The sequence below is a fragment of the Microbacterium sp. Bi98 genome (assembly GCF_918698045.1).
GTDB lineage: Bacteria > Actinomycetota > Actinomycetes > Actinomycetales > Microbacteriaceae > Microbacterium.
Genome location: NZ_CAKKLK010000001.1, coordinates 462,466 through 488,010 on the forward strand (window position 1 = coordinate 462,466; position 25,545 = coordinate 488,010).

Genomic DNA, 25,545 nt, shown 5'->3' on the forward strand with positions numbered 1-25,545 from the left:
CCTACCGTCGTCAGCTGGGCAGGTACGCGCGTCGCATTCACGCGGGCTTGAACGCCCGGTGCAGCGCGACGATACCGAACGAGAGGTTGCGGTATTCGACCTCGGTCCACCCGGCCTCGCGGATCCACGCGGCGAGCTTCTTCTGGTCGGGCCAGTCACGGATCGACTCGTTCAGGTAGTCGTAGGCGTCGCCGTTGGTGCCGGCGACGCGAGCCACCCGAGGAAGCACCTGCGAGTTGTAGAAGCGGTACGCGGCGCGGAAGACCGAGCCCGGCGGGGTCGAGAACTCGTTGATCACCAGACGACCGCCCGGCTTCGTGACGCGCAGCAGCTCACGCAGCGCCTTCTTCGGGTCGTTGACGTTGCGCAGCGCGTACGACATGGTGACGGCGTCGAACTCGCCGTCGTCGAACGGCAGATCGGTGGCATCCGCCTGCACGAACGAGAGATTGCGGATGCTGCCGTGGCGGCGCTGCCCCTCGGCGAGCATGCCCGGCGAGAAGTCGGCGGCGACGACCTGCGCACCGCTGCGGGCGAGGGATGCCGACGAGGACGCGGTGCCCGCACCGAGGTCGAGGATCTTCTCCCCCGGCTTCGGGGCGACGGCCCTCGTCGTGGCCGCGCGCCAGAGCGCGTCGTTGCCGACCGTCATCGCCGTATTCGTCCGGTCGTAGCCCGCGGCGACCTGGTCGAACATGCCGCTGACGCGGGCGGGGTCCTTGCCGAGATCGGCGCGGTTGGCTTCGTTCGAGGTCACACGCCCAGTCTAGGCGCGAGGTGCAGCGCGTCGAGGCGGTCGAGCCAGAGATCCGGCGTGGCATCGTCGAAAGGGGCGAGGCGATCTCGCACCCGCCGCTCGAGATCGAGGGCCAGAGCCTCGAGTCCGGCCATGATCTCGGCGGGGTATCCGTAGCTCACGCTGTGCTCGGCCCACTCGTCGCGGTCGTCGACCCATGTGCCGCGCGGACCCTCGACCCGCACGACGTCGAGGTCCATGTCGATGCCGACGGCGAGGAGCGGGTCGTCCGACCAGCGCACCTCCCATCCGATGTCGATGTAGATCCGCATGCCCTTCGGGTGGTCACGGTTCACGGTCAGGGCGAAGTCGGACCGCCTCGGCACGAGCGTGACATTGGGGGCCTCGGCGATGTAGCCCGCGCCCGGTCGAGCGCTCGACCAGCCGACGGGCTGGCCGAGCCAGTCGCCCCATTCGTCGGCGCCGAGGTACACGCACTCATGACGCCAGTGCGGAGACCCGTCCCACTTGCGCCACTGGAAGATCATCTCGGTGCCGGGTGCGGGGCGGACGTCGCTCATGCACTCAGCGTAGGCGTGGCCTGTCACATCCCGGTCGACGGGTGACGAACTAGGCTGGAGGGGTGAGCAGCAGGCTGGTCGTGGAGACCCGTGAGATCGATCCGGTCGAGGATCTCCTGGCCTACGCCGACCCGTCGCGGCCTCTCGCCTGGCTGCGCCGCGGCGACGGCATCGTCGCCGTCGGCGACGCCATCGTCGAGACGGTCCGCATCCCCGCCGGCGCAGCGGCCCTGCGATCCGCTGCGATCGCTCGGGCATGGCGAGAGCTCGCGCAGGATGCCGAGATCGACGACGAGCTCGGGCTCCCCGGCTCCGGACTGGTCGCCTTCGGTGCGCTGACCTTCGACGAGGACTCCGCCGCCGACAGCATCCTCGTCGTGCCGGCGCTCGTGATCGGTCGACACCACGGGCGCACCTGGATCACCCGCATGCGCTCGGCGTCGGCACCCGCGCCCGCGCCGCGGCCCACTGCAACCGAGCCGCGGCCAGAAGCGGCGACGATCGCCTACGGCCCGCACTGGGCCGGCACCGTCGGCCCCGGTGCCCAGAGCCCGCAGGGCTATCAGGACTCGGTGCGCCAGGCACTCGAACGCATCGCCGCCGGCGAGCTCAGCAAGGTCGTGCTCGCACGCGACCTCACCGGCAGCATCCCGGCCGGTTCCGACCTGCGTCGACTCGTGCGCGCGCTGTCGACCGGATACCCCGACACGTGGGCGTTCGCTGTCGACGGGCTGATCGGCGCGAGTCCCGAGACCCTCGTCACCGTGCAGCAGCGCACCGTCACCGCCCGCGTGCTCGCCGGAACGATCGGTCGCGGAGCCGACGCGGATGCCGACACCGTCGCATCCAGCCACCTGGCCTCCAGCACCAAGGACCTCGACGAGCACGAGTACGCGGTGCAGAGCGTGCTGGCCTCGCTGCGTCCGCACACCCGCGCACTGGCGGCGAGCGAGCAGCCGTTCCTGCTCAAGCTGCCGAACCTCTTCCACCTGGCGACCGACGTCGAGGGCGAGCTGGCCGATGGCGGCTCGTCACTCGACCTGGTCGGGGCCCTGCATCCGACCGCCGCCGTGGCCGGCACCCCGACGTCTGCGGCGATCGCGGCGATCCGCGAGCTCGAGCCGTTCGACCGTGGACGGTACGCCGGTCCGGTGGGATGGGTCGACGCGGCCGGCAACGGCGAGTGGGCGATCGCGCTGCGCTGCGCGCAGTTCACCCCCGCCGAGACCGACATCGCCGTCACCGCCTACGCGGGCGCAGGCATCGTCGCGGGCTCCGACCCCGAGTCCGAGCTGCTCGAGACCCGGGTCAAGTTCCGTCCGCTGGTCGACGCGCTCGCCTGACCCGCGCCCGGACCGGCCGCGGTCAGCTCGCCACGAGCCGCTCCTTCTCCGCGTCGACATCGAAGTCGGCCGCCGGCCACTGCGGATCGATCCGCTGCAGCGCGTCGAGCAGCAGCTCCTGCACGGCGAGGCGGGCGAACCACTTGTGGTTCGCCGGGATCACATGCCACGGAGCCGGCTCGGTCGAGGTGCGCTCGAACATGATCTGATACGCCGCCATGTAGTCGTCCCACAGCAGTCGCTCGTCGACATCGCCCGGGTTGTACTTCCAGTGCTTGTCGGGTCGCTCGAGCCGCTCCATCAGTCTCGACTTCTGCTCGTCGGGCGAGATGTGCAGCATGACCTTGACGATGCGCGTGCCCGATGCGGCGACCGCGGCCTCGAACTCGTTGATCGCGTCGTACCGGCGCTCGATCTCGTCCGCCGGGGCCAGCGAACGCACCCGACCGATCAGCACGTCCTCGCAGTGCGAGCGGTCGAAGACGCCGATGAACCCGGGCTCCGGGAGGCGCCTGGACACACGCCACAGGAAGTCGTGCTCGAGCTCTTCGTCGGTCGGCGCCTTGAACGCCGTGAGTGCGACGCCCTGCGGATCGACCCCGCCGACCACGTGGCGCACGATGCCTCCCTTGCCCGCGGAGTCCATCGCCTGCAGGATCAGCAGCACCGAGTCCTTCGCCACGCCGACGCGGCTCTCGGCGAAGAGCCGCTCCTGCAGCTGATTGAGCTCGTCGAGGCCCGCCTCGAGATCGCGCTTGCCGTCGGCTTTCGCGCCGCTGTAGCCGGGTGTGCTCTGCGGATCGAGGTCGGAGAGGCGGAATCCGTCGCCGACCTGGAGGGCCTTGGCCCACTCATGCGCTGTCATGCGTTCATCCTGCCACTGCGCATCCGCAGCGGAGGCGAAGATCCTCAGCGGGACAGCGGGACCTCGATCAGCTGACGGCCACCGGCCGGGGTGGTGAGGGCCTGGTCGAGTGCCGTGCGGGTCGTCACGCGCTGGTACTCCCATCCGTACGCGAGTGCCAGCTGCTCGAGCCGCACCGCGTGCGGCGTGTAGAACGCGCGATCGAGATCGGCCCGATCCGCCGTGCCCGCGACCTCGAGGCCGTCGAAGATCGTGCCGCCGCCGTCGTTGCCCACGATGACCTGGATGCGAGGCTCGTGCTCGTCGGGCGGGAGCAGCAGGGCGCCGACATCGTGCAGGAAAGTCAGATCGCCGAGCAGCACGCGGGTGACCCCGGGCGCTCCCCCGGCCTGACTGGCGAGCGCGATGCCCGTGGCGGTGGCGATCGTGCCGTCGATCCCCGCGAGCCCGCGGTTGGCGTGCACCGGGACCTTCTTGCCACCGAGCACCGCATCGGCCACCCGCACGAGCCGCGACGAGCCGAAGACGAGTCGATCGTGCGGCCAGGTCGCCCGCCAGACGGCGTCGGCGAGCAGCTCACGGTCGAGCGGCCGGCGCACCGCCGCCAGCTCGGCCTTCACCGCGTCGCGCCGCGCCGACGGATCGGTCGACGTGAGACCGTCCTGGTCGGGCGCCCGCTCGCTGAGATCGACGGCGTGAGCCGCGGATGCCGTGAGCCACGCACCGAGCCACTCGCGGTCGGCGACGCCGGGTGCGACCGACACGGACGCCGCGGCCGTCGTGCGGCCGTTGAGATCGAGAGCCTCGCCGCCACGTCGGACGGCGATCACGTCGACATCCGGCCGCGACAGCAGGCGAGCCACCTCACGGCTGAGCGTCGGGTGCCCGAGCACGACGGCGCGCTCGATGCGACCGCCCAGCTCGTCGTCGCCCAACAGCGCGCGATAGCCGTGCACGACCTGGCGGCCGAAGCGCGCACCGCTGACGATCTCGGCGATCAACGGCCAGGATCCGGCGTGCGCGATCTCTTCGGCATCCGGTCCCGCGTCGGCGCCGGCGATGACGACCGTGCGCGGCCCCCGCTCGAGCAGGAGCGCTTCTGCCGCCACCGGTCTGGGCACGTCGCCCGGCACGATGTCGACGGTCGGGACGTCGCCCGACAGCGGCTCGCGCGACGGCAGGTTCAGGTGCACGGGGCCGGCGACACCGGCCAGACCGTGGGTGGCATCCGCGCCCATCGCCGCGGCGACGGCGCGCATCGCGAGACCCGCCCAGTCACCGTCGCCCGGCACGGGGGCATCGATCTGCTCGCGCACCCAGGAGGCGAACATGCCCGGCTGGATGGTGGCCTGATTGGCTCCCACTCCGCGCAGCTCGGGCGGCCGATCGGCCGTCAGCAGCAGCAGCGGCACCCCCGAGTGGAAGGCCTCCATCGCTGCGGGAAGGAGGTTGGCGGCAGCGGTCCCCGAAGTGCAGAGCACCGCCGCGGGCACACCCGTCTCACGCGAGAGACCGAGCGCGGTGAATCCTGCGACCCTCTCGTCGATGCGCACGTGCAGACGCAGCTGCCCCTGATTCGCGGCATGCACCGCGGCGAGCGCGAGCGCCTGAGATCGAGACCCCGGCGAGAGCACGAGATCGCGCACGCCGTGGCCGATCAGGTCGGCGATCAGGGATGCCGCAGCATCCGTCGCGGGCGATGAGGTCACGGACGCGCGTCCGGCGCCGTACCGTCCGGTGCGGCTCCGTCGTCGGTCTCGTCCTCGAGACGAGCGAGCTCCTCCTCGAGACGGCGGATGCGCGCATCCTGCTCGCTCTTGCTGATGCTGCGGAGGAACTGGGGGTCGTCGTCGGGCGCGATGATCGTGATCGCTCCGCCGTTGTCGTTCGCGCGGCGTCGGCCGATCGTGAACCAGAGGATGCCCCCGATGACCGGGATGAGGATGACGATGGCGATCCAGGCGGCCTTGGGCACACCCCGGTGTCGCGTCGGCGGCTGCACTGCGCAGTCGACGATGCTGTACACCCAGAATATGGCGGCCAGGAAGCCGCCAACGATCAACAGTCTCGCCACCCCTCCAGTGTAGGCGGCTCTGTGACGCGTGGATCTGCCTGGGCGCTCAGCGCGGGCGCCGATGCCCGATTGTTAGACTGCGCGGACCATGCCTGCCCCGTCGATGCTGCTGCGTCACCAGGGCGTCGAGCGGATGCTGATCCTCCGGGTCGGTCTCGCCCTCGGCCTCGCCCTGCTGCTCGTGATCGGCGCGTGGTCGGCGTCGCACGGCAAGGCGGATGCGCACACGACGCTGTGCCTCGCTCCGGGCGCGAGCGTCGCGTCGGTCGCGGCGCACCACGACGAGACGAGCGTGGTCGAGTCCGCTCCGTCGGACGACGCCGGGATCGTCATGGTCGCGGCGCTCTGCTGCGTCCTCCTCGTGCTGCTCTCGTTGCGCTCCGTCAGAGGCGCGCCGCTGATCGGTCGCGCTGCGGTGGTGCGCGCCTCGGCTCCGAGCCGCGCCGGTCCTCGTCTGCACGTCCCCGCGCTCACCCTCGCTCAGCTCTCGGTCTCCCGCACCTGAATCAGGCACGCCGCTCGTCGGCGACCCCGGCCGCGCTCGTCGCGGCTCACTCACCCTGCCTGATCCGAACCGTTGGAGAACCCCATGAAGACCCCTGTCAAGGTGGCCCTGATCACCGTCGCCGCCGCGATCGTCCTCGCGATCGTCGGCGTCGCCTACGCCCTGTCGCAGCGCCCCGCAGAACCCCTGTCGCCCGAGGGTGAGAAGCGGCAGACCGTGCGCACCGACTCGCACGTCCTCGACGACGGAGGACCGGACGCCGTCACCGTCGTCGAGTTCCTCGACTTCGAATGCGAGGCCTGCGGAGCGTTCTATCCGATCGTCGAAGACCTGCGCGAGAAGTATTCGGGCGAGATCACCTACGTCGTGCGGTACTTCCCTCTGCCTGGTCACATCAACTCGACGCAGGCCGCTCTCGCCGCCGAAGCCGCGGCACAGCAGGACCGCTTCGAGGACATGTACCACCGCCTCTTCGAGACGCAGGCCCAGTGGGGCGAGAAGTCCGAGGAGACGCCCGAGGTGTTCCGGGGAATCGCGGCCGAGCTCGGACTCGACATGGCCGCCTACGATGCGGCGATCACCGACCCGGCGACGCTCGATCGCGTGCAGGCCGACAGGAGCGACGGCGAGCGGCTCGGAGTGCGCAGCACCCCCAGCTTCTTCATCGACGGCGAGCCCGTGGTGCTGGAGGCGTGGGGGGACCTCGAAGCGGCTCTGGAGAAGGCCGTGGAGCAGTAGCCCGCAGAGCCGTCGTCAGAGGAGTCCTCGGGCGAGGAGCGCCTCCTGGTACGCGCCCGCCTTCGCGCTGACGACCTGACGGCAGGCGATCAGCGTCTCGATCTGCGCGTCGAGAGAGCGCTCGTGCGCGCGCAGCAGGGCGAGACGCTCGGCCTCGTTGCCGCTGCCGGCGCGCACCAGGGCGGCGTACTCACGCAGCAGGGCGATGGGGGCGCCGGATTCGCGCAGTCGCGCCAGCAGCGCGAGCCACGCGAGCGAGTCGTGCGCGTAGACCCTCCGACCGCCGGGGGTGCGCGGCACGTCGCGAGGGAAGAGCCCTTCTGCCTCGTACCAGCGCAGCGTGTGCACGCTCACGCCGGCCAGACGGGCGAGCTCGCCGATGCTGAACGTGCGCGTCGTGTCGATCACATCCTCCACGAGGACTCCTCCTTGACTTCGAGTGCACTCTAGATCGTACGGTCGGAGCATGACAGATGCACTCCCCCCTCTCGACATGATCGCCCGTCAGCAGCCCCTCGCCTCGGAGTTCGGCTACCGCTCCACTGCGGCCGAGGTGATCGCCGGGGTCGACCTCTCGGGCAAGACCGCGATCGTCTCGGGCGGATACTCGGGACTCGGACTCGAGACGGTGCGTGCGCTCGCGAATGCCGGAGTGCGCGTGATCGTGCCTGCGCGTCGCCTCGACGCCGCCGAGGAGGCGCTCGCAGGGATCGACGCGGTCGACGTCCGCAGCGCCGACCTCGGCGACCTCGACTCGGTGGCAGCGTTCACCGAGACCGTCCGTCGCGACGGACGCCCGATCGATCTCGTGCTCGATGTCGCCGGCATCATGGCCACCCCGTTCGGTCACACCGCGCAGGGCTTCGAGTCGCAGTTCGGCACCAACCACCTCGGCCACTTCGCCCTGGTCAACGGAGTGGCCGACCTGCTGCCGGAGGGCGCTCGCGTCGTCTCCTATTCCTCGGGAGGGCACTTCCGCTCCCCTGTGCGATTCGAGGACATCGACTTCGAGACGACGCCCTACGACCCGTGGGTCGCCTACGGGCAGTCGAAGACGGCGAACGCGCTGTTCGCCGTCGGGCTGGCCCGTCGTGGCGCGGCCCGCGGCATCCTCGCCTTCTCGGTGCACCCGGGCGGGATCATGACCGACCTGCAGCGGCACGTGTCCCGTGAGGAGCTGATCTCACGCGGCTGGATCGACGAGGACGGCACGCCGAACCCGCGCTTCAAGACTCCGGCAGAGGGAGCGTCGACGGGTCTCTGGGCCGCGACGGCTCCCGAGCTGGCCGATCGCAGCGGCGCGTACTGCGAGGACTGCTCGATCAAGGGCATCGTCCCGCCCGAGCACACGGACATGACGACCGGCGGCGTGAAGCACTGGGCGATCGATCCCGAGGCCGCCGAGCGGCTGTGGGCGCTCTCGGTCACCGCGACGGGAGTCGACGGCTTCGCCTGAGCAGCGGCCCGCGTCGGGCTGCTGCCCTCAGTCGGCGGCGAGACGGAGGATGCGGTCGTCGCCGGGCGAGGGGCTTCCGCGTCCGTCGGTATTGTTCGTGAGCACCCAGAGCATGCCGTCCGGTCCGGCGACGACGTCGCGCAAACGCGGAATCGACGCCGAGCGACAGCGTCGATCTGGTGCGCGCCGATGAACCCATTACGGAGAGTCGGATGCAGGAGCACAATACCGATATGAACGAGGGCGCTTCCGTGGAGCAGCCCGTGCCTGCGGAGGGGCTGGCAGGGCCGCACGACGATGTCGCGCCGCCACGGACGAGCGGGGAGTCGGATGCGGTGCTGGGCCGCCGTGCGCAGCTTCTCGCCACCGAGCACTGGGGGCTTCTCGCCGCCCGCAGCACCGCGCAGAGCGAGGTGCTGTCGCGCATCACGATCTTCCTGACCCTCGTCTCCGCCGGACTCGTGACCATCGGACTGCTGGGGCAGGCGTCGGACTTCGGCGGGTGGTTCGGCGGCGCGTCACTCGCGATCCTCGCGTTCCTCGCGGTCATCGGCTTCATGACCCAGGTGCGCGTGATGAACGTGTCGGAGGAGGACATGATGTACGTCGTCGCGATGAACCGCATCCGCGGCGCGTACGTCGACCTGGATCCGGAGGTCGCCGATGTCTTCCTCGCCTCGCCGCACGACGATGAACCGGGGATGAAGCGCACGTACTCGTTCCTCCGTCCCCGTCGCCTGAGCATCCTGCTCGGCAGCTCGGTCATGCTGCTGATCGTCGTGAACGCCTGCGTCGTGGGGATGCTGGTCGGCTCGGCCGTGATCGCGGGTGGCGGCGCTTTCGCCGGGGCGATCGCGCTCGGCATCGTCGCCGGACTGGTGCTCGCCGCCGGCTTCATGACGTTCGGCGGCGTCGGCTACCGCTGGGCATGGAGCCATCACGCGCCACGACGTTCCACTCCGGAAGGCGACGGTCGGTCGCTACGCTGAGCGCATGACCGAGGCGCGAACCCCCACATCGCATCCCGTCGCCGCCGTACTGCGGCGCATTCCTGCCACCCTCGCGATGGTGGCTGTGATCGTCGCCGTCGGCGTGATCTGGCAGGGCCTGTGGACCCCGTTCGAGAAGACCGACCTGTTCGGCACCGTCGCATACGGCCTGCCCAACCTCGCGCAGGGGATGTGGTGGACGCCGCTCACCGGCACGTTCTTCGTCAACGAGCCGTGGGTGTACCTGTTCACGATCTCGGGATTCTGGGGCATGGCGTATCTCGAATACCGACGTGGCACCAGGGTCGCCCTCGCGTACTACTGGGTCGGACAGCTCTTCGCGATCCTCGCCACCGCGCTCGTGCTGTTCGTCGCCTCGCAACTGCCCTGGGCCTGGGCTCAGGAGCAGGCCCAGGCGCTCGATGTCGGCGCCTCCGGCGGCACAATGGCGTGCATCGCCGCCGCGATCGGGCTCTTCCGCCCGCCATGGCGAGTGCGCGGCTGGCTCGTGCTGCTCGGTTTCGTGTTCATCGCGATGCTGTTCTGGGGTGCGGTCGCCGATCTCGAGCACCTGCTCGCGGTGCTGCTCATCCTCGTCGTCGACCGCACCCTGCGTGTGCAGCGGACCACGGTGCGAGAGCAGCGTCTGATCGCCGTGATCTCGCTCATGGTGCTCGGAGCGGTCGAGATCATCACGACTCTCGTCGCCACCGACGGCCCGTTCGGCCCGACCGAGCCCGCGTCGGGAGGGTTCATCGACCTCGCGCTCGACCTCGTCGTCATCGTGGTGCTCGTGAACGGACTCCTGCGCGGTCGTCGCTGGGCGTGGGTTCTCGTGATGCTGCTCGGTCTCTTCAACATCCTGGTCGCAGCGCTGGTCCTCATCCTCATCACGGTGTTCTCGCAGGCGCAGATCGATCTGCGGTGGGACGGCGAGACGGAGCTCGCGCTCGCCAACGGCTTCCTCTGGGTGATCCTGCTCGTCTACCTGATCGCCGTGCGCCGCGCGTTCCGGGCGAAGCGCAAGTCTCTCCTCGGCATCCAGCCCGCCCCCACGGTCGACGACGTGAAGACCGAGCTGCGCGCGCACGGCGGGGGCACCCTGTCGTGGATGACGACCTGGGAGGGCAACAGCTACGCCCGCAGCGATGCCGGGATCGTCGCCTACCAGCGACGGGCCGGTGTGGCGCTCGCGCTCGCGGATCCGATCGGACCGCCCGCATCCCGCGCAGTCGCCGTCACGGAGTTCATCCGCACGGCGGAGCTGGCCGGCCTCGTCCCGTGCTTCTTCAGTGCAGACGACGCCACCCGGGCCGCCGTGCCCGTCGGCTGGCGCAGCCTGGTCGTCGCCGACGACACCATCGTCGACCTGCCGGGTCTGGAGTTCACCGGCAAGCGCTGGAACTCGGTGCGCAGCTCTCTCAATCGGGCGGGGCGCGAGGAGATGACCTTCCGGATGACGCGCCTGGCGGACGAATCGTGGGGCGTACGGCAGCAGCTGCGTGCGATCTCCGAGGCATGGGTCGGTGACAAGGACCTGCCTGAGATGCGGTTCACTCTCGGCACGCTGGATGAGGCGGAGGACCGCGAGGCGCGACTCGCTCTCGCGATCGCCCCGAACGGTGACGTCGACGGCTTCCTCTCGTGGCTGCCGGTCTATGGCGAAGGCGGCGTCGTGCGCGGCTGGACGCTCGACCTGATGCGCCGCCGCGACGGCGGCTTCGCACCCGTCATGGAGTACCTGATCGGTTCGTCCGCGAAGCAGTTCTCCGAGGAGGGTGCCGAGATCATGTCGCTCTCGGGTGCTCCGCTCGCGCACGACTATCCGCCGGACGCGGGCATCATCGCCGTCCTCAGCGAACGCCTCGCCGAAGCGCTCGAGCCCGTGTACGGCTTCGGCTCGCTGCACCGCTTCAAGCAGAAGTTCCACCCGCGGTACGAGACCATGTATCTGCTCTTCCGCGACGAGAGCGATCTCGCGGCGATCGGCACAGCGCTCACCCGCGCGTTCCTGCCGGATGCGACGCTGAGGCAGTTCGCGGGAGCGGGGCTGGAGCTGGTGCGCGGCAGCAAGGACTGAGGCCTCACCTTCCTGAGGTGATGATTCCGCGCTCGCCGAGACCGGCACCGCCAGGATGAAGCCATGACCGACACCTCCGTTCCCGTCACGTTCGCGAACTTCGCCGAGATCGAGACCGCCCGCATGTTCGCCGCGATCGCGGCGTCGGCCGGCGGTTCCAACCGGTGGAACCACTATCGAGTGCCCACGCCGATCGACCAGCAGACCGTGATCAGGATGAATCGCGACACCCTCTACAGCGCTGCGATCATCGACATCTCCGAAGGGGCGACGATCACCGTGCCGGATGCCGGCGACCGGTACGTCTCGGTGATGCTGGTGAACGAGGGCCACTACATCGACCGGGTGCTGCACGACCCCGGCGTCCACTCGCTCTCGGCCGAAGACCTCGGTTCCGATTTCGTGCTCGCGGCCACTCGCATCCTGGTGGATTCCGAGGATCCTGATGATGTCTCGATCGTGAACGCCCTCCAGGACGAACTCGCTGTGAGCTCGACCGGCGCGCGGGAGTTCGCTGCGCCGACCTACGACGAATCGAGCTTCGCCGAGACCCGCCAGGCGCTCCTCACCCTCGCGAAGGGCCTCGGCGGTCTGGAGCGCTGCTTCGGTCGAGCCGAGGACGTCGACCCCGTGCGGCACCTTCTGGGGACCGCAGCCGCCTGGGGCGGTCTGCCCGAGAACGAGGCCTTCTACCTCAACGTCGATCCCCGGCTCCCGGTCGGCGAGTGCACGCTGCGGGTCGGCGACGTGCCGGTGGACGGCTTCTGGTCCGTCTCGCTGTACGACGCGGAAGGCTATTTCGCTCCGAACGACGCCGGTGCATACAGCGTCAACAGCGTGACGGGCGTGCGGGATCCGGACGGGTCGATCACCGTGCGCTTCGGCGGCGACCCCGCACTGCCCAACGTGCTTCCCCTCACTCAAGGGTGGAACTACCTGGTGCGTCTCTACCGACCTCGACCAGAAGTGCTGGACGGCACGTGGTCGTTCCCCGCACTCACGGCGAGCTGATCCCGCGCCCGAGGGGTGGCGCTACGGGGTCGAGCGGAGCGGCACCGAGACGTCGCCGCCCGCTTCCTCCGTCAGTCGCTCCCCCATCTGCACGAACGTCGGCTCTGCGATGAACCCCCCGGCGAAGAGGGCCTGACCCTGTCTGAAGGTCTGGGACCTGCGGATCGCCTCCTCCGGCGCGAAGCCGAACACCTCGGCCAGCTCCGCCAGGTCGCGCGGCGCGTTGACGCGCATCAGACCGAGGTTGTCGCACTGCGAGAGCACGTTCGGATGGATCTTCGTCGGCCGCTGTGTCGACAGGAACAGCCACAGCCCGAACTTGCGCCCCTCGGCGGCGATCTGCACGAGTTGCTCGGTGAGCGCCCGCTCGACCTCGGTGCGCGGGTCGGGAGGGCACAGATTGTGCGCCTCGTCGATCACGATGAGCAGGGGCTTTCGCTCCTCGCGACGAGCCCACAGGTGCTCGAGCACCGCGAGGGCTGCGACCTTCGGTTCGGCGGGGTGGTCGAATCCGCCGAGGTCGAGCACCGTCACCCGCGGCCGCTGCTCGATCACGTCGACGACCGACGGCTCGCCGCGGGACCAGAGCTCCCACTCCAGCACCTGCAGGTTCTCCATGCGGTCGGCGAGTCGGTTGCGGGCGTCGTGCCCGCCGTCGCGCAGGTGGGGCACGATGCGATCCGAGCCGAGCAGCCTCGCGTTCTGATCGAGATGGAGGAGGACGTTGTACTCCTCGGCATCCTGGATCGGACTCATCCGCAGCACGGCTGCCTTGGATGCCGGCGACAGATCGATGTAGCGCACGCGCAACGGCTCGCCCTCGACGCGCCCCGAGCGGAACACCCGGATGTCGGAGTCCGCGATGCGCTGGGCGTGATGCGGGGCCGCGGACGGCCGCGTGCTCTGCAGCCGCACGAAGTCGGCGTTCGGGTCGAGGATCAGCATCGGCAGCTCGGTCTCGAGCAGGAGCTGCTCGAGCACGACGCCCAGCGCGTAGGTCTTGCCGCTGCCGCTCTGGCCGCACCAGAAGGTGTGCCGGTTGAAGCGCCGCGGATCGAGGCTGACGGTTCCGAGCCCGCTGTCGAGAGGCGTGCCGATGGTGAGTGCGGTCATGAACTCAGAGTGCCCGCAGAGGGCGGGTGGCGAAAGCGGACCTCACCTTGTCGGTGCGATGCGCGGGTCAGTCGCTCGGGCGCCTGCGCAGCTGCTTGACATCGGTGCGCCGCTGCTTCGCCTTGAGCCGCCGCTCTTTCGACCCTCGACTCGGCTTGGTCGCGCGGCGCTGCGGCGCCGGCGGACGCAGCGCCTCGGCGACGATGCTCGCGAGTCGTTCACGTGCGGCGTCGCGGTTGCGCAGCTGGGCGCGGTGCTCGGATGCGGCGATGGTCAGCACGCCGTTCACGAGACGCCCGCTCAGCCGATCGAGGAGGCGATCACGCTGGTGCGGGGTGAGCGCCGTACTGCCCGCGGCATCCCACAGGAGTTCGACCCGCGAGTCCGCCGTGTTCACACTCTGTCCGCCGGGGCCCGACGACCGCGAGAAACGCCACGACAGCTCGGCCTCGGGGATCGTGAGACCCGACGAGACCCGCAGACCGCGGCGATGAGGACTGGGCATGTGTCCATCATCCCCCGGCTGCGGAGCCTGCGTCTCAGCTGCGGGCGTCAGTGGCCGCGACCGGGACGCCTCTCGCGCCTGCCTCCACTTCTGCCCCTGCATCCTGCGTCCGCGCATCCTTCTTCGCCGTGTTCGCGATGTGCGCACGGGACACGACGATCACGGCGACGATCATCAGCGCGACGCCGAGCCAGTAGGGAGCCGCATGGCTGACCGTGACATAGAGCGCACCGGCGATCAGAGGGGCCGCCGTGTTCATCGCGGCGTTGAGCGACTGCGTCGCTCCGCCCAGCCAGCCCTGCTCGTCGTCGCCGACCGCGTTCGACATGGCTCCGTCCATCGCTGCGGTCGAGGCGCCCTGCCCTGCAGCGAGCATCAGCGCACCGACGATGAACACCCACGGCTGCGCGAAGATCGACGCGACGACAGCGAGCCCGGCCAGTCCGATCGCCTGCGCCACGATGCCGCTGATGATCACGCCGCGCTCGCCGATGCGAGGAAGCAGGATGCCGAGCAGCACGCCCTGGATGAGGATGTCGATGATGCCGACGCCTGCCGTGAGCAGACCGATCTGCGTCGGCCCCCACTGGATCGAGTCCAGCGCGAGCACGCTGAAGTTGTTGACGAAGAAGCCGAACGGGAGCGCCAGGAGGCCGAATCCGATCATCAGACCACGCAGCTCTTTGCGTCCGAACGCTTCCTTGAAGACGCCGAACGGCTGGATCTCGCGCACCGAGATGCGCTCGATCCGGTTCTCGGGCGCGAGGCTCTCGGGCAGCAGGAAGATGCTGAGGATCGCGATCACGAGGGAGACGGCTGCGGTGAGGAAGACCGGCAGCTGCAGGCTGACGGCCGCGAGCAGTCCGCCGATCGCGGGTCCGATCATCATGCCGATTCCCGAGAGCGCACCGAGCAGACCGAACCGCTGAGCGCGTTTCTCGGGCGGCGTGATGTCGGCGAGGTAGGCGAAGAGGGCCGGAAGGTCGCCGGCGGTCAGCCCCTGGATGACACGCGCGAGCACGAGCACCCAGATCGCTCCCCCGATGCCGAACAGCGCCATGGCGAACGCCGCTCCGAAGGCGGCGGCGATGATCACCGGTCGTCGCCCGAAGCGGTCGGACAGGCGACCGAGGAAGGGGGCGACCAGGAAGGCGCACAGGCCGTTGATCGCTTCGAGGATGCCGACCCAGATGGCGAGGTCGCCTTCGTGCGACACGTACTGCAGCACGACGAACGGCAGGACGGGAAGCACGACGGTCATGCCGACGACGGTGAGCATCGTCAGCACGATGAGCATGGTCCAGGCGCGCTTGTCGCTGCGCGCGAGCGATGTGTTTAGTGAAGTCACTCCGAAACTGTATCAATACCAGTTTTGTTGTCAAGCCAGTTCCGGATCGGGTTCGCGATATCGTGGACGCATGACGAACGCTGAGCCGATCGGTCGCCGCGAGCGCAAGAAGGCCGCGACGCGCAAGAACATCTCCGACGTCGCGACGATGATGTTCCTCGAGCGCGGGTTCGACAACGTCAGCATCCGCGAGGTCGCGGACGCGGCCGACGTCTCCCCGACGACGGTGTTCGCGCACTTTCCGCAGAAGGAGGCGCTCGTCTTCGACGAGGACGACGAGCAGCGGGACCGGCTCGTCTCCGCCGTTCGCGACCGCGCCCCGGGCGTCACCATCAACCGCGCGATCCACGACTTCTACACGGCCGAGGTGCACGCGAACCTCGCCGAGCACGGCGCGGAGGTGTCGCAGGTCTTCTCGCGGTTCCTCAACGAGACACCGGCGCTGCGTGAGTACGCCGCCCGGATGTGGCTGCGACACGAGGACGCGCTCGCGGATGCGATCGCGGTCGAACTGGGACTGACCCTGGCCACCCCGGAGATCCGCGTGTACTCGCGGTTCGTGCTGCAGATGCAGCTGCTCGTCAACGAGAGCGACGACCAGCTCGGGATCCTCGCCGCCGGATTCACCGTGCTCGAGAACGGATGGGCGCCGGTCGAAGCGCGGATCACCGGCGAGGACTGACGGCGTCACCGGTGAAGTGGACGCGACGGCGGGAGTCGAACCCGCAACGCCATCAGGTATGAGCTGAGGCCCAGGACCGCCCGGATCGCCGCGATGGGAATGACGCTACCCGGCCCCGACCGGGAAGACCAGGAACGTTGCGGGGATTGACAGAGTGAGTCCGCGCATGACAAGGACCGTCGCGGGGCGTCACACGTCGGCGTCGGCCCGGCGGTGTACCGTCACGATCATGGCAGCCGCAGACGCCCCCGTCACGACCGGACAGAAGACGCATCGCTACCTGCGTCTGGCGCTGGTTCTCATCGTCGTCGCGCTGATCTTCGCTGTGGTGCTGCAGAGCATCGTCGTGTCGTGGACACCCCTGATCTTCGGCTGGAACCCGCTGCCCTCGATCAGCCACGCCTTCTACACACCGGTCCACGACGTCTTCGTCGGCACCCTGATCGCGGCATCCGTGGCCCTGCTCGCGCTCTCGGGACGCAGTCGCGCGACGACCCTGCTCGACGTGTGCGCGGTGTTCGCGCCGCTCATCGCGATCGTTCCCGTGGGCATCGCCGATCCGCGCGCGGTCGACCGGATGTCGTGCCCGACGGCGCAGGAGTGCATCCCCGTCGACGCCGTCGCAAGCGCGAAAGCGGGAATCGCCGTCTACTCCGTGGTGGTCGTGGCGGTCGTGGTCACGATGGCGCTGATCCGTCGCCGCACCCGCACCCCGAATCGCTCGGCGATGCTCGTCTCGATCATCGCGCTCGTGACCGCGGTCGTGGTCGTGGCGCTCGGATTCGCTCCGGCGGTCAACGAGCACTTCCCGTTCAACTTCTGGCCGGTCAACAGCATCCACTTCGCAGCGACCCTGTTGTTCTTCGGAGTGTTCGCAGCCGTCCCGATCCTCTACGCGGGAGGGCCGCTCGACCCGGACGAGACGCCGCCCACGTCCCGACAGCGCACGATCTATCGGTGGATCTCGGGGCTGATGATCGCCGACCTCGTGCTGCTGGTGGTGGCTCTGCTCTTCCGTCAGGCTTTCGGCGAGACTCCGGTCGTGCTGATCGGCGAGGCCGTCGCGCTGATCCTGTTCGCCACGTTCTGGTGGGTGCAGACCTTCCAGCGGTGGGACGACCCGAACCCGCCGTCGATCGCCGCGCCTCGACCGTCCACCGCGTGAGGGCGCTCAGCCGTGTGAGGGGTCGGCCGCGCCCTCAGCGCCGGATCGAGTCGTGGAAGGGGTTCGGCTCGAGCGTGAAATCGGTCGACGCGTCGGCCCAGGTGCCGCCGCCCGCCGACGATCGACCCCGCCGCAGAGCGCCGAGCAGCGCCGTGGTAGGCACGCCGACGGCGAGCGCCGCGGTTCCGCGGAGTGTGCGGTCGTTCGACCCGAGCACACTCGCGCGATACCACGCCTCATGCATCGCGCCACCGCGGGCCGCCGGCACGCGCTTCGCCGGGAGCCCCCCGGCGCGGCGCAGCGCGACGAGCTGTTCGACGTGCTCCCACCAGGTCGACTCGGCCGAGGGGTGGAAGTAGTTGTCACGCAGCCAGACGGGGTGCGGATGCCGGAAGCGCCCGGCCACGACCTCACTGCGCCCGCCCAGCAGACCGCTGCCGACGAACACTGTGTTCAACAGGCTCTTGCTCACTCCGAACGAGTCGAGGGCGATCACGGGCACCCCCTGCGCCACCGCCTCGACCGCCGCGGTGGAGCTGACCGTGACGAGTCCGGCCGCCGTCGACAGCGCCTGTGCCATGGATCCGTAGGAGACGACGAGGTTCTCCGGACGCCTCGCAGGGAGCAGATCGAGGTACGCGTCGCGTTCGAGATGCGTCTCCGACTCACCGGGCCGCGACCGCAGCTTGACCACCACACGACGGTTCGGGTCCGCTTCGGCCGCGCGCACGAGGGTGGCCGCGATCTCGGCGCGCTCCTCCCGGTCGGTGGGCACGAGGGCCTGGGCCGCGAACACGATGTCGGTCGCCGGCATCCGCACCGCCCGGGGCTCGGCCGGCCTCTCGGCGACGAGGGTTCCGGACGATCCTCCGGACTCGGCCGCGATCACCCGTGCCCGATCAGCCGCCACCATCCGCGATCGGGATCTCGCGAACGGCAGGGTCGCGAGCGCCGTCGGCACCTGCACGCCGATCCGGCGACCGAGCTCGGCGAACGCGCGCTCCTCCCGATGCGAGTGCACGACGAGCAGATCGGCGTTCCGCCGGTACTCGAGGGCACCGCGCTGCGCGGGAACGGCCATGCCCGGAAGTCCGGCGACGACGACCGGTCGCACGGTGAGCCCGTCGACGACCCGGCCCAACAGGCGAACGAACGGGCCGCGGCCGGCGAGCAGCACGACGTCAGGGCGCTGGCCCTCGAGCCAGGCGCTCACGCGCGCGAAGGACAGGCGGGTCACATCGTCGGACAGCATCCCCGTGCCCGCCAGCGCACTCCGCTGCTGGTCGAGGCTGGCGGTCAGCGGCGTCTGCACGAGCAGCAGGTGCGGACGGATGCCGGGCACGCTGCCGAGCAGCGACGCCGACCATTTCACGAACGAGTCGGCGTCGGCGATCGCGACGACCCGCAGCGAACCGGATCCGCTCATGCCGGGATGCGGCGCAGCTTGGCCATCGGCGCCCGCTCACTGTCGAACACGCGCTTGACGCCGTCGCCCAGAGCCATCTCGATCACGCGGATGTCGCGCACGAGGTGCTCGAGTCCGGTGGGTTCGAGGGATGCCGCATGGTCGGAGCCCCACATCGTGCGGTCGAGCGTGATGTGGCGTTCGACGGCCACCGCTCCGATCGCGACGGCGGCGAGCGAGATCTGCAGCCCCCGCTCGTGGCCCGAGTATCCGACCGGAACACCGGGGTAGCGGTCGCGCAGGGTGGCGATCGCGCGCAGGTTGGCCTCTTCGGGCTCGAGCGGATACGTCGAGGTGGCGTGCATCAGCACCACCCGGTCGGTGCCGAGGGTCGTGAGGGCGCGGTCGATCTGCTCGATCGTCGACATGCCGGTGGAGAGGATGACGGGCTTGCCGGTCTCGCGCAGCGCGACGAGCAGCTCGGTGTCGGTCAGGCTCGCGGAGGCGACCTTGTGCGCCACGACGTTGAGGTCTTCGAGGAATGCGACGCTCGGCACGTCCCACGGCGACGCGAACCAGTCGAGCCCGAGCATCGTGGCGTGATCGCCGATCGCGATGTACTCGTCACGGCCGAACTCGACGCGGCGGCGGTAGTCGAGGTAGCTCATGGTGCCCCACGGCGTCTCGCGCGGAACATCGCGCATGTGCTCGGGGGTGGAGATCTCGGGGGTGCGCTTCTGGAACTTCACGGCGTCGGCTCCCGCCTTCGCCGCGACGTCGATCAGGCGCTTGGCGAGGTCGACGTCGCCGTTGTGGTTGAGGCCGATCTCCGCGATGACATAGGCGGGGTGACCGCCGCCGATCACGCGTGAGCCGATGCTGACAGTCATGGTTCCTCCGGTCGTCGAAATGGCCTTCTCTCCTGAGTACGCGCCGGGGGTGAACGCCGAACGACAGGAGGGTTACCGGCACCGGTCAGGCGGGCAACACCCGTTCGATCAGCTCGCGGACGGCGCCGTGGCCGCCCCGGCGCGTCAGCACGACCCTGGCGGCCTCGAGCACCAGCGGATGCGCGTCGGCCACCGCCACCGGCCAGCCGACGATGCGCAGCGCCGGCAGGTCGTTCACGTCGTTGCCCAGGTACGCGATGTCGGCCAGCGCGATGCCGACCTCCTCGGCCCACCCGCGCAGCGCGGACTCCTTGTCGTCGATGCCGTGCAGCACCGGAACGCGCAGCTTGTCGGCCCGAGCCCGCACCACCGCGTTGACCTCGGTGGAGAGGATCAGCATCGGGATGCCGGCCCGCCGCAGCAGCGACACCCCCATGCCGTCTTCCCGGCTCACCCGCACCCGTTCGATGCCGTCGGCGTCGACCGTCGCCGTGTCGTCGGTGTGCACGCCGTCGAAGTCGGTCACGATCGCTCGCACCGGCACCCGGTCCGGGCTCTCGTGAAGGGCGGCGAGCGCTCGGGCGATGCGGAGCTGCTGCTCGTCGTCGATCTCGATCGCCGTCCATTCGGGCACCTCGGCGACGCGGATGCGGCCGAAGAAGCGGTGCTCCGCCTCACGGAAGCCGTCAGCGCGGAAGACGTAGAACGCGCCCGTCTCGAGGTAGTGCGGCTCGCGATCCTGGCGACGCGGGCGACGCGCGGCGTCGTGGTTGAGTGCGACGGCTGCGTCGGCATCCGCGCTGCGTGCCCAGAGGAATCCGTAAGTCTCATGGGCCGCGAACACGCTGTCCGCCCGACGCGCGCTCACCTCGCGCACGGCACGAGACAGGGCCTCGCGCGGGATGAACGGCGATGTCGCCTGCAGGAAGGCCACCACGTCAGCCCGGTCTCCCCCGGCGGCGAGCTCGTCGAGAGCATGCAGGATGGCCGACTCCGACGACGCCGTGTCGCCGGAGATCGCGGTCGGTCGCCGCACGACTCGCGCCCCGGCCGCCTCGCTCACCGCCGCGATCTCGTCGTCGTCGGTCGACACCACCACGAGGTCGATCCCCTCGGCCTCCAGCGCCGTGCGCACGGCGCGTTCGATGAGAGGCACACCGCCCACACGGCGCAGGTTCTTGCGCGGCACGCCTTTCGACCCGCCACGCGCCGGGATGATCGCGACGACCCTGCCGACATCCGTCCTCTGCTGCTGCTGCTGCTGCTGCTGCTGCTCGATCATGCCGCTCGTCCCCTCGCCGTCATCGCCCGTCATCGTCCGTCATCGCCCTCTGAGCACGCGCCAGGCACGCGAGAGTCTGCGCCGCGCGGCGAGCACGGTGAGCCGCACCTGCTCGACTCGACCGATGCCGCCCACCGGGCGCAGCACGCGACGGATCGCCGTCTCGCGCGGGGCCCCGGGCAACCGCAGTTCGATCAGCCTCTCGGGCGCGAAGTAGCGATCGCGATCGGACGGGCGGATGCCGGAGAGCAGCTGCTCGGCACGATCGCGGAGGTGTGCGGCGACGACGGGCTGCATGACGTAGCCGACCGCGTCGATCAGGAGCTGCATGCGCGCCGGATCGCGATACGGGGAGTCCGGCCTGGTCAGCGCGTCCACGATCGTCGCAGGCACCCGGTTGCTGTTCTCGTACGGGGTCAGACGTGCGAGCACGGTGTCGGTGCCCACCGCCTCGATCTCTCGACCGAACAGGGTCTGGACGGTCGGCAGCGCCGTCGAGAATCCGGCGATGACGGCCCTGGCATCGACCCGCTCGGCCAGCGCCTCTGCGGCGAGCGCGCCGCGGTACTCGCGGAAGTCGATGCCGTGGACCGCTGCTCGGTCGCGCAGCGCGTCGCTGAGCCGAGGCGGCGCCGACGGGTGCGGCTTGAAGACGATGTGCTGTGGTCGCCGGCCGGCCGCACGATCGATCATCTCCTTCTGCAGCGCGATCTCCTCGCGCTCGCCGACCAGGCCGAGGGCGGACAGGTACTGGCCGAGGACGAGCACTGTCGGCTCTCCGTCGAGCGCGCTCTCGAGCTCCGCCGTGTCGTCGACCGCCTCGGCGGTCTCGGCGAGCACCGCCCGGAACAGATCGGGTGAGACCGGCACCGGCGTCGCGACGGGCGAACCCACCAGCGGTGTGACCCCCGGCACCACGTCGACGTGCACGACGCGGCCGATCCGAGCGGTGATCGTGTGCGGCATCCGCACCCGCATCGGCGAGTACGTCATGAGCCCGTCGCCGATGATCGTGAGACGCGCATGAGGGAAGATCTGCATCAGGACGCGCGCCGGGGCGACCTGCGGGCTCTGCACGAGCAGTTCGAGGTCGCCGGGGTCGATCCCCCATGCCCTCGTCAGCAGTCGCCGCAGCAGCGGCAGGTCGGCGGCATCCGGCTTCCAGGAGCTCGGATGCAGCGGACCGAGCAGCGCGTCGAGATCCTCGATCCGGTCGAACCGGTCGCGGAGGCTCGCGAGCGCCGGGTCGGCGACGATGCCCACGGACGTCTCGGGCACCCGCGAGGACACGAACGGCACGAGCACGCGCTCGCCATGCTCGCCGAGCAGCCCGCCGTCGAGCGCGGCGGCGACGGTGGCGAGCCCATAGGCGCTGTGCACCGCGAAGAGCTGGGTCATGCCGCACGTCCGACCGCACGCAGCAGCGGGGCGAGCACTCGGCGACGCGGCCCGTCGAGGCGCGACAGCACGGCCGTCGTCTCACTCTGGGGCAGGCGGGCCAGCAGCCCGCGGAGGCCCGCGCGCATCTCGGCGCGCAGCGACGGCGTCATCCGCCTCGATCGCACCAGGTGCCGGGACGAGAGGGCCATCACGCTCCACACGGCCTTCGGGAGGAAGCGGTCGGCCTCGGCATCCGCCTCGACGATGTCGAGCACCTCGCCCATCGCCCGCACGAAGTCCAGTTGGCGGCGGTCGCGCACCTGGGTCAGCGATGTCGACACCCCCCGGCGGTAGAGCAGGGCAGGAGCGTCGACCACCGCGAACGACCGGGCCTGCAGATGCAGACGCCAGATCCACGGACGATCCTCGGCGGTGAACAGGCCGGGTGTGAACCCCGCGATTCCCTCGTCGATCAGGCGACGGTGCAGGATGCCGGCCCACGCGAACGGATAGTCGACCATGGTCGGCTCGTTCTCGGGCAGGATCGCGTCGCGCGGAGAGCCGACCGCCTCGCGCCACGGGTGAGGCGCCGGCACCAGGGTGCGCACGCCGTCCTTCACGGTGACGTGATCGGTGCGGAGCATGTCGCAGCGCAGCTCATGCAGTCGGCGCACCAGCACCGAGAGCCGCCCCGGCTGCATCCAGTCGTCGCCGTCGAGAAAGCAGAACGCGTCGCCGTCGACCCGCTCGAGCCCCTGGTTGCGGGCGCTCGCGAGCCCCTTCGGCCGGGCGTTGACGATGACCTCGGCATGCGGGAAGCGCTCGGCGTATCGACGCATGAGCATGCCGGTGTCATCACGGGAGCCGTCGTCGATCGCCACGAGCTTGAGCGCCGCGGGATCGTCGAACTGCCGTGTCAGCGTCTCGAGCGTCGTGCCGATGTAGGCGCCTGCGTCCTTGGCGGGCAGGATGACGGTCACGAGCGGTGTGCGCACAGAACTCCCCCGGGTCGACGGTGTCGGAATGCTCTCAGGCGCTCCTTGCCGGTCGGCGGCCTGCGGGTGAACGCGCGGTGACGTGATCTCGGTCGACCCCGGCGTGGCGATGCCGGATTCGCACCGCGCCCGGGGATCGGCGACGATGGGAGCATGCTCTGGCCGTTCGGAACGACGTGGCGCCCGGTGCGGCAGAAGCGCCGCAGCACGGTCGACCTGCGGTGGCTGAGCGCCCGCACCTGGACCCGCCGCTGGTACCCGCAGGGCATCGACCTGGGCCTGTGGCAAGGGCGTCGGACTCTCGCCGTGAGCTGGTTCCGGCAGCAGCTCGACGGACACCACCTGGCATCGCGGGTCGCGTTCGTCGACCTCGAGCGCTCCCGACATCTCGACGTGCTGCTCGCGATCGACGAGGACGGTGAGCTCCAGCCCGCCCGGATCCACGCCGGCGGACTCGCGTGGTTCGACGACCGCCTGTTCGTCGCAGCCACCGGCCGTGGCATCTGGGAGTTCGACCTCGCCGACATCCGGCGCGTCCGCGGCCCGGAGGCGCGACGCCTCGCCGGCGCGCGGGGACGCGGTCTGCGGGCCACCGCGCTCGTCGCGGTGCGCACCCGCGTGCACCCGCTCGACCTCCGCTGCTCGTACCTCGGCCGCGTCTACGACGACGAGGGAGTGCCCCTGCGGAGGGTGCTCATCGGCGAGTACACCCGCGACGACGAGGGACGCATCGGCGAGTTCTCCGTGCCGGACGGCGATGGCGACGAGTTCCGCGAGATCAGCCGTTTCTCGCCCGGGATCACGCACATGCAGGGCGCCGTCCGCTGGGGTGACCGGCACTTCGTCTCGCAGTCGGATCACATGCGACCCGGCGTCCTGTGGACGGGGAACCGCGATTCGCTGGCACGCGACCGGGTGCCGCTGCCCGTCGGCTGCGAGGACCTCGCGCTCGACCTCGACGAGAAGCTGCTGTGGTCGCTCGGCGAGCACCCGTGGAAGCGCGTCGTGCGCGGCATCCCGTTCCGGACGCTGGGCATCGACGGCTGACACAGCTGACCCCTCAGGTCGCGAACGTAGACTGGGCAGGTGAAGAACCGTGCACCTTTCCTCGTCTACACCGTGCTGCGTCTGCTGGCCTTCCTCGTGCCGCTGGCGATCATGTGGTTCTTCTTCCCGATCTTCCGCGAGTACTGGTGGCTCGCCGCGATCTTCGCCGCGCTCATCGGCGTGAGCATCTCGATGCTGTTCCTGCGCCGGCCGCTCACCGACGCCTCGGCCCGGATCGTCGAGCGCCGCGAAGGCAAGAGCTCCGCCGCGCAGAAGGACGCCGACGTCGAGGACGACGCGATCGACGGCGCCGAGAGGGCCTGACGCACAGCGCCAGCCGGTTCGATCGGCGGCTCAGCCGGCGAGGGCCCAGAAGAACGCACCGGCATAGAGCAGTGCGGTCAGCGATGTCAGCGCCAGGGCCGTGACGAGCTCCTTCGCCTGACGATAGGTCCAGACGATCAGGATGGCCGGGAGCCCGGCGAGCAGCGCGAGCAGCCCGATCCACGCGATCGGGTACAGCAGCGCGATGAACGCGAGGATGCCGAAGGGCACGATCACGAACAGCGTGAAGAGCACCTGGGTCGCGCGCTTGCCGATCAGCACCGTCAGCGTGCGCTTGCCGACCAGGCGATCCTGATCGATGTCGCGCAGGTTGTTGGCGAGGAGCACGGCGCAGGCGAAGAGGCCCGCCGCGATCGCCCCGAGCCACGCCTGCTGGGGCAGTTCGAACGCCTGCACCCACGTCGTGCCGAGCGTCGCGACGAGGCCGAAGAAGATGAAGACGAACACCTCGCCGAGAGCGTTGTACCCGTAGGGCCTCTTGCCGCCGGTGTAGAACCACGCGGCGATGATGCACGCGGCGCCGATGGCCAGCATCCACCACTGCTCGGTGCGGACCACGATCGCGACCCCGACCGCCGCAGCGAGTGCGAAGAAGACCAACGCGGCGACGAGCACGGTGCGGGGCTTCACCCGACCGGATGCCGTCAGGCGGGCCGGGCCGACGCGCACGGCATCGGTGCCCCGGATGCCGTCGCTGTAGTCGTTCGCGAAGTTGACGCCGACCTGCAGCAGCACGGCGACCGCGAGGCACGCGAGCGCGATCACCCAGTGGAACTCCGGACCGGTGCTGCGTGCGGCGCCGGTGCCGATGACGACGGGGGCGACGGCGAGCGGCAGAGTGCGCAGCCGTGCGGCGCCGATCCAGTCGCGGACTGTGACGGGCCCGGCGTCGATGGCGGTCTGGGTCGCCGGATTGCCGCTCGCCCGCTTCGCGGGATTGCCGCTCACATGGGGCTGATTCTTCTTGCGCTTCGAGGATGCTGCCACGCAGGGAATCCTAGTGGGGGCGC

General features: G+C 70.0%; 26 protein-coding genes, 1 tRNA gene and 1 pseudogene. 11 read left to right on the forward strand and 17 right to left on the reverse strand.

The features are described from left to right. Positions 1-37: 37 nt before the first annotated feature. Positions 38-757: a class I SAM-dependent methyltransferase gene (locus LQZ85_RS02260; protein ID WP_056279690.1), complete on the reverse strand. Its 720-nt coding sequence runs from the start codon at positions 755-757 to the stop codon at positions 38-40. Beyond that, a complete protein-coding gene (locus LQZ85_RS02265; RefSeq protein ID WP_056279688.1) occupies positions 754-1,317 on the reverse strand; it encodes a hypothetical protein in 564 nt (187 codons plus the stop codon). Before LQZ85_RS02265 ends, LQZ85_RS02260 begins: the two co-directional genes overlap by 4 nt. A gap of 62 nt (positions 1,318-1,379) precedes the next feature. Here LQZ85_RS02265 and LQZ85_RS02270 point away from each other — a divergent pair, with 62 nt between their 5' ends. Next, positions 1,380-2,660 carry an isochorismate synthase gene (locus tag LQZ85_RS02270; protein WP_056279686.1) on the forward strand — a complete coding sequence of 427 codons (1,281 nt, stop codon included), beginning with the start codon at positions 1,380-1,382 and terminating at the stop codon, positions 2,658-2,660. A gap of 22 nt (positions 2,661-2,682) precedes the next feature. On the opposite strand, the gene LQZ85_RS02275 is transcribed toward LQZ85_RS02270, so the two are convergent. From LQZ85_RS02275 to LQZ85_RS02285, 3 genes are read right to left on the reverse strand one after another with little or no spacing between them, the layout of a single operon-like run. Then, entirely contained in the window at positions 2,683-3,525 is an 843-nt protein-coding gene (locus LQZ85_RS02275; RefSeq protein WP_230100396.1) for a polyphosphate kinase 2 family protein, read from the reverse strand. A 44-nt stretch (positions 3,526-3,569) separates the two neighbouring features. Then, a complete protein-coding gene (gene menD / locus LQZ85_RS02280; RefSeq protein ID WP_056279681.1) occupies positions 3,570-5,234 on the reverse strand; it encodes a 2-succinyl-5-enolpyruvyl-6-hydroxy-3-cyclohexene-1-carboxylic-acid synthase in 1,665 nt (554 codons plus the stop codon). Continuing rightward, positions 5,231-5,599 (reverse strand): PLD nuclease N-terminal domain-containing protein, encoded by a 369-nt coding sequence (locus tag LQZ85_RS02285; protein ID WP_053097541.1) that lies wholly within the window; start codon positions 5,597-5,599, stop codon positions 5,231-5,233. The genes menD and LQZ85_RS02285 overlap by 4 nt, the downstream gene beginning before the upstream one ends. 88 nt (positions 5,600-5,687) lie before the next feature. Here LQZ85_RS02285 and LQZ85_RS02290 point away from each other — a divergent pair, with 88 nt between their 5' ends. Then, on the forward strand, positions 5,688-6,104 hold the full coding sequence (locus LQZ85_RS02290; RefSeq protein ID WP_230100397.1) for a hypothetical protein: 417 nt from the start codon (positions 5,688-5,690) through the stop codon (positions 6,102-6,104). 84 nt (positions 6,105-6,188) lie between these two features. Then, the gene (locus LQZ85_RS02295; protein WP_056279680.1) at positions 6,189-6,842 is read left to right on the forward strand and encodes a thioredoxin domain-containing protein; all 654 of its coding nucleotides are present in this window, start codon (positions 6,189-6,191) and stop codon (positions 6,840-6,842) included. A 15-nt stretch (positions 6,843-6,857) separates the two neighbouring features. Here LQZ85_RS02295 and LQZ85_RS02300 read toward each other — a convergent pair whose 3' ends face one another. Continuing rightward, positions 6,858-7,259 carry a MerR family transcriptional regulator gene (locus LQZ85_RS02300; protein WP_056279678.1) on the reverse strand — a complete coding sequence of 134 codons (402 nt, stop codon included), beginning with the start codon at positions 7,257-7,259 and terminating at the stop codon, positions 6,858-6,860. Between the two features lie 49 nt (positions 7,260-7,308). Here LQZ85_RS02300 and LQZ85_RS02305 point away from each other — a divergent pair, with 49 nt between their 5' ends. Then, positions 7,309-8,298: an oxidoreductase gene (locus tag LQZ85_RS02305; RefSeq protein ID WP_200955180.1), complete on the forward strand. Its 990-nt coding sequence runs from the start codon at positions 7,309-7,311 to the stop codon at positions 8,296-8,298. Between the two features lie 27 nt (positions 8,299-8,325). Here the strand turns inward: LQZ85_RS02305 and LQZ85_RS02310 are convergent. Then, positions 8,326-8,445, reverse strand: a pseudogene (locus tag LQZ85_RS02310) (PQQ-dependent sugar dehydrogenase); the annotation flags it as partial. A gap of 86 nt (positions 8,446-8,531) precedes the next feature. On the opposite strand from LQZ85_RS02310, the gene LQZ85_RS02315 reads away from it, so the two are divergent. From LQZ85_RS02315 to LQZ85_RS02325, 3 genes are all read left to right on the forward strand, one after another. After that, positions 8,532-9,287: a hypothetical protein gene (locus LQZ85_RS02315; protein WP_157538278.1), complete on the forward strand. Its 756-nt coding sequence runs from the start codon at positions 8,532-8,534 to the stop codon at positions 9,285-9,287. Positions 9,288-9,291: 4 nt separating this feature from the next. Next, complete coding sequence (locus LQZ85_RS02320; protein ID WP_230100398.1) at positions 9,292-11,367, forward strand: DUF2156 domain-containing protein; 2,076 nt, start codon at positions 9,292-9,294, stop codon at positions 11,365-11,367. 63 nt (positions 11,368-11,430) lie between these two features. Then, a complete protein-coding gene (locus LQZ85_RS02325) occupies positions 11,431-12,378 on the forward strand; it encodes a DUF1214 domain-containing protein (RefSeq protein WP_230100399.1) in 948 nt (315 codons plus the stop codon). A gap of 21 nt (positions 12,379-12,399) precedes the next feature. Here the strand turns inward: LQZ85_RS02325 and LQZ85_RS02330 are convergent, their stop codons facing one another. From LQZ85_RS02330 to LQZ85_RS02340, 3 genes are all read right to left on the reverse strand, one after another. Then, entirely contained in the window at positions 12,400-13,491 is a 1,092-nt protein-coding gene (locus LQZ85_RS02330; RefSeq protein WP_056279675.1) for an ATP-binding protein, read from the reverse strand. A gap of 67 nt (positions 13,492-13,558) precedes the next feature. Further along, a complete protein-coding gene (gene arfB / locus LQZ85_RS02335) occupies positions 13,559-13,996 on the reverse strand; it encodes an alternative ribosome rescue aminoacyl-tRNA hydrolase ArfB (protein ID WP_056279672.1) in 438 nt (145 codons plus the stop codon). Between the two features lie 34 nt (positions 13,997-14,030). After that, positions 14,031-15,344 (reverse strand): MFS transporter, encoded by a 1,314-nt coding sequence (locus LQZ85_RS02340; RefSeq protein ID WP_230100400.1) that lies wholly within the window; start codon positions 15,342-15,344, stop codon positions 14,031-14,033. 70 nt (positions 15,345-15,414) lie between these two features. On the opposite strand from LQZ85_RS02340, the gene LQZ85_RS02345 reads away from it, so the two are divergent. Then, on the forward strand, positions 15,415-16,026 hold the full coding sequence (locus LQZ85_RS02345; RefSeq protein WP_056279668.1) for a TetR/AcrR family transcriptional regulator: 612 nt from the start codon (positions 15,415-15,417) through the stop codon (positions 16,024-16,026). Positions 16,027-16,043: 17 nt separating this feature from the next. Here the strand turns inward: LQZ85_RS02345 and LQZ85_RS02350 are convergent. After that, a tRNA-Met gene (locus tag LQZ85_RS02350) sits at positions 16,044-16,119 on the reverse strand. A gap of 136 nt (positions 16,120-16,255) precedes the next feature. Between LQZ85_RS02350 and LQZ85_RS02355 the strand changes: the two genes are divergently transcribed. Continuing rightward, entirely contained in the window at positions 16,256-17,191 is a 936-nt protein-coding gene (locus LQZ85_RS02355; protein WP_056279666.1) for a hypothetical protein, read from the forward strand. A gap of 34 nt (positions 17,192-17,225) precedes the next feature. Here the strand turns inward: LQZ85_RS02355 and LQZ85_RS02360 are convergent, their stop codons facing one another. The 5 genes from LQZ85_RS02360 to LQZ85_RS02380 form a co-directional block, all read right to left on the reverse strand. After that, positions 17,226-18,617 (reverse strand): DUF6716 putative glycosyltransferase, encoded by a 1,392-nt coding sequence (locus LQZ85_RS02360; protein WP_056279664.1) that lies wholly within the window; start codon positions 18,615-18,617, stop codon positions 17,226-17,228. Next, positions 18,614-19,486 carry an N-acetylneuraminate synthase family protein gene (locus LQZ85_RS02365; protein WP_056279662.1) on the reverse strand — a complete coding sequence of 291 codons (873 nt, stop codon included), beginning with the start codon at positions 19,484-19,486 and terminating at the stop codon, positions 18,614-18,616. The genes LQZ85_RS02360 and LQZ85_RS02365 overlap by 4 nt, the downstream gene beginning before the upstream one ends. A gap of 85 nt (positions 19,487-19,571) precedes the next feature. Next, the gene (locus tag LQZ85_RS02370) at positions 19,572-20,768 is read right to left on the reverse strand and encodes an acylneuraminate cytidylyltransferase (protein WP_056280270.1); all 1,197 of its coding nucleotides are present in this window, start codon (positions 20,766-20,768) and stop codon (positions 19,572-19,574) included. A 39-nt stretch (positions 20,769-20,807) separates the two neighbouring features. Next, complete coding sequence (locus tag LQZ85_RS02375; RefSeq protein ID WP_056279661.1) at positions 20,808-22,166, reverse strand: polysialyltransferase family glycosyltransferase; 1,359 nt, start codon at positions 22,164-22,166, stop codon at positions 20,808-20,810. Beyond that, positions 22,163-23,143, reverse strand: a complete 981-nt coding sequence (locus tag LQZ85_RS02380; protein ID WP_056279659.1) for a glycosyltransferase family 2 protein — start codon at positions 23,141-23,143, stop codon at positions 22,163-22,165. Before LQZ85_RS02380 ends, LQZ85_RS02375 begins: the two co-directional genes overlap by 4 nt. 153 nt (positions 23,144-23,296) lie before the next feature. Here LQZ85_RS02380 and LQZ85_RS02385 point away from each other — a divergent pair, with 153 nt between their 5' ends. Together LQZ85_RS02385 and LQZ85_RS02390 are read left to right on the forward strand one after the other, a co-directional pair. Next, the gene (locus LQZ85_RS02385; protein ID WP_056279657.1) at positions 23,297-24,190 is read left to right on the forward strand and encodes a hypothetical protein; all 894 of its coding nucleotides are present in this window, start codon (positions 23,297-23,299) and stop codon (positions 24,188-24,190) included. 39 nt (positions 24,191-24,229) lie between these two features. Next, positions 24,230-24,514 carry a DUF4229 domain-containing protein gene (locus LQZ85_RS02390; protein WP_053097557.1) on the forward strand — a complete coding sequence of 95 codons (285 nt, stop codon included), beginning with the start codon at positions 24,230-24,232 and terminating at the stop codon, positions 24,512-24,514. Between the two features lie 30 nt (positions 24,515-24,544). Here LQZ85_RS02390 and LQZ85_RS02395 read toward each other — a convergent pair whose 3' ends face one another. Further along, complete coding sequence (locus LQZ85_RS02395) at positions 24,545-25,522, reverse strand: 1,4-dihydroxy-2-naphthoate polyprenyltransferase (RefSeq protein ID WP_056279655.1); 978 nt, start codon at positions 25,520-25,522, stop codon at positions 24,545-24,547. Positions 25,523-25,545: the final 23 nt, after the last annotated feature.

Excerpts from the sequence above, each read along its gene's own strand:
- LQZ85_RS02295 (WP_056279680.1), top strand. The coding sequence starts at position 6,189 with ATGAAGACCCCTGTCAAGGTGGCCCTGATCACCGTCGCCGCCGCGATC.
- LQZ85_RS02365 (WP_056279662.1), bottom strand. The coding sequence starts at position 19,486 with ATGACTGTCAGCATCGGCTCACGCGTGATCGGCGGCGGTCACCCCGCC.
- LQZ85_RS02370 (WP_056280270.1), bottom strand. The coding sequence starts at position 20,768 with ATGATCGAGCAGCAGCAGCAGCAGCAGCAGCAGCAGAGGACGGATGTC.
- LQZ85_RS02325 (WP_230100399.1), top strand. The coding sequence starts at position 11,431 with ATGACCGACACCTCCGTTCCCGTCACGTTCGCGAACTTCGCCGAGATC.
- LQZ85_RS02275 (WP_230100396.1), bottom strand. The coding sequence starts at position 3,525 with ATGACAGCGCATGAGTGGGCCAAGGCCCTCCAGGTCGGCGACGGATTC.
- LQZ85_RS02375 (WP_056279661.1), bottom strand. The coding sequence starts at position 22,166 with ATGACCCAGCTCTTCGCGGTGCACAGCGCCTATGGGCTCGCCACCGTC.
- LQZ85_RS02355 (WP_056279666.1), top strand. The coding sequence starts at position 16,256 with ATGGCAGCCGCAGACGCCCCCGTCACGACCGGACAGAAGACGCATCGC.
- LQZ85_RS02385 (WP_056279657.1), top strand. The coding sequence starts at position 23,297 with ATGCTCTGGCCGTTCGGAACGACGTGGCGCCCGGTGCGGCAGAAGCGC.
- LQZ85_RS02290 (WP_230100397.1), top strand. The coding sequence starts at position 5,688 with ATGCCTGCCCCGTCGATGCTGCTGCGTCACCAGGGCGTCGAGCGGATG.
- LQZ85_RS02360 (WP_056279664.1), bottom strand. The coding sequence starts at position 18,617 with ATGAGCGGATCCGGTTCGCTGCGGGTCGTCGCGATCGCCGACGCCGAC.
- LQZ85_RS02305 (WP_200955180.1), top strand. The coding sequence starts at position 7,309 with ATGACAGATGCACTCCCCCCTCTCGACATGATCGCCCGTCAGCAGCCC.
- LQZ85_RS02320 (WP_230100398.1), top strand. The coding sequence starts at position 9,292 with ATGACCGAGGCGCGAACCCCCACATCGCATCCCGTCGCCGCCGTACTG.
- LQZ85_RS02330 (WP_056279675.1), bottom strand. The coding sequence starts at position 13,491 with ATGACCGCACTCACCATCGGCACGCCTCTCGACAGCGGGCTCGGAACC.
- LQZ85_RS02345 (WP_056279668.1), top strand. The coding sequence starts at position 15,415 with ATGACGAACGCTGAGCCGATCGGTCGCCGCGAGCGCAAGAAGGCCGCG.
- LQZ85_RS02315 (WP_157538278.1), top strand. The coding sequence starts at position 8,532 with ATGAACGAGGGCGCTTCCGTGGAGCAGCCCGTGCCTGCGGAGGGGCTG.
- arfB (WP_056279672.1), bottom strand. The coding sequence starts at position 13,996 with ATGCCCAGTCCTCATCGCCGCGGTCTGCGGGTCTCGTCGGGTCTCACG.
- LQZ85_RS02265 (WP_056279688.1), bottom strand. The coding sequence starts at position 1,317 with ATGAGCGACGTCCGCCCCGCACCCGGCACCGAGATGATCTTCCAGTGG.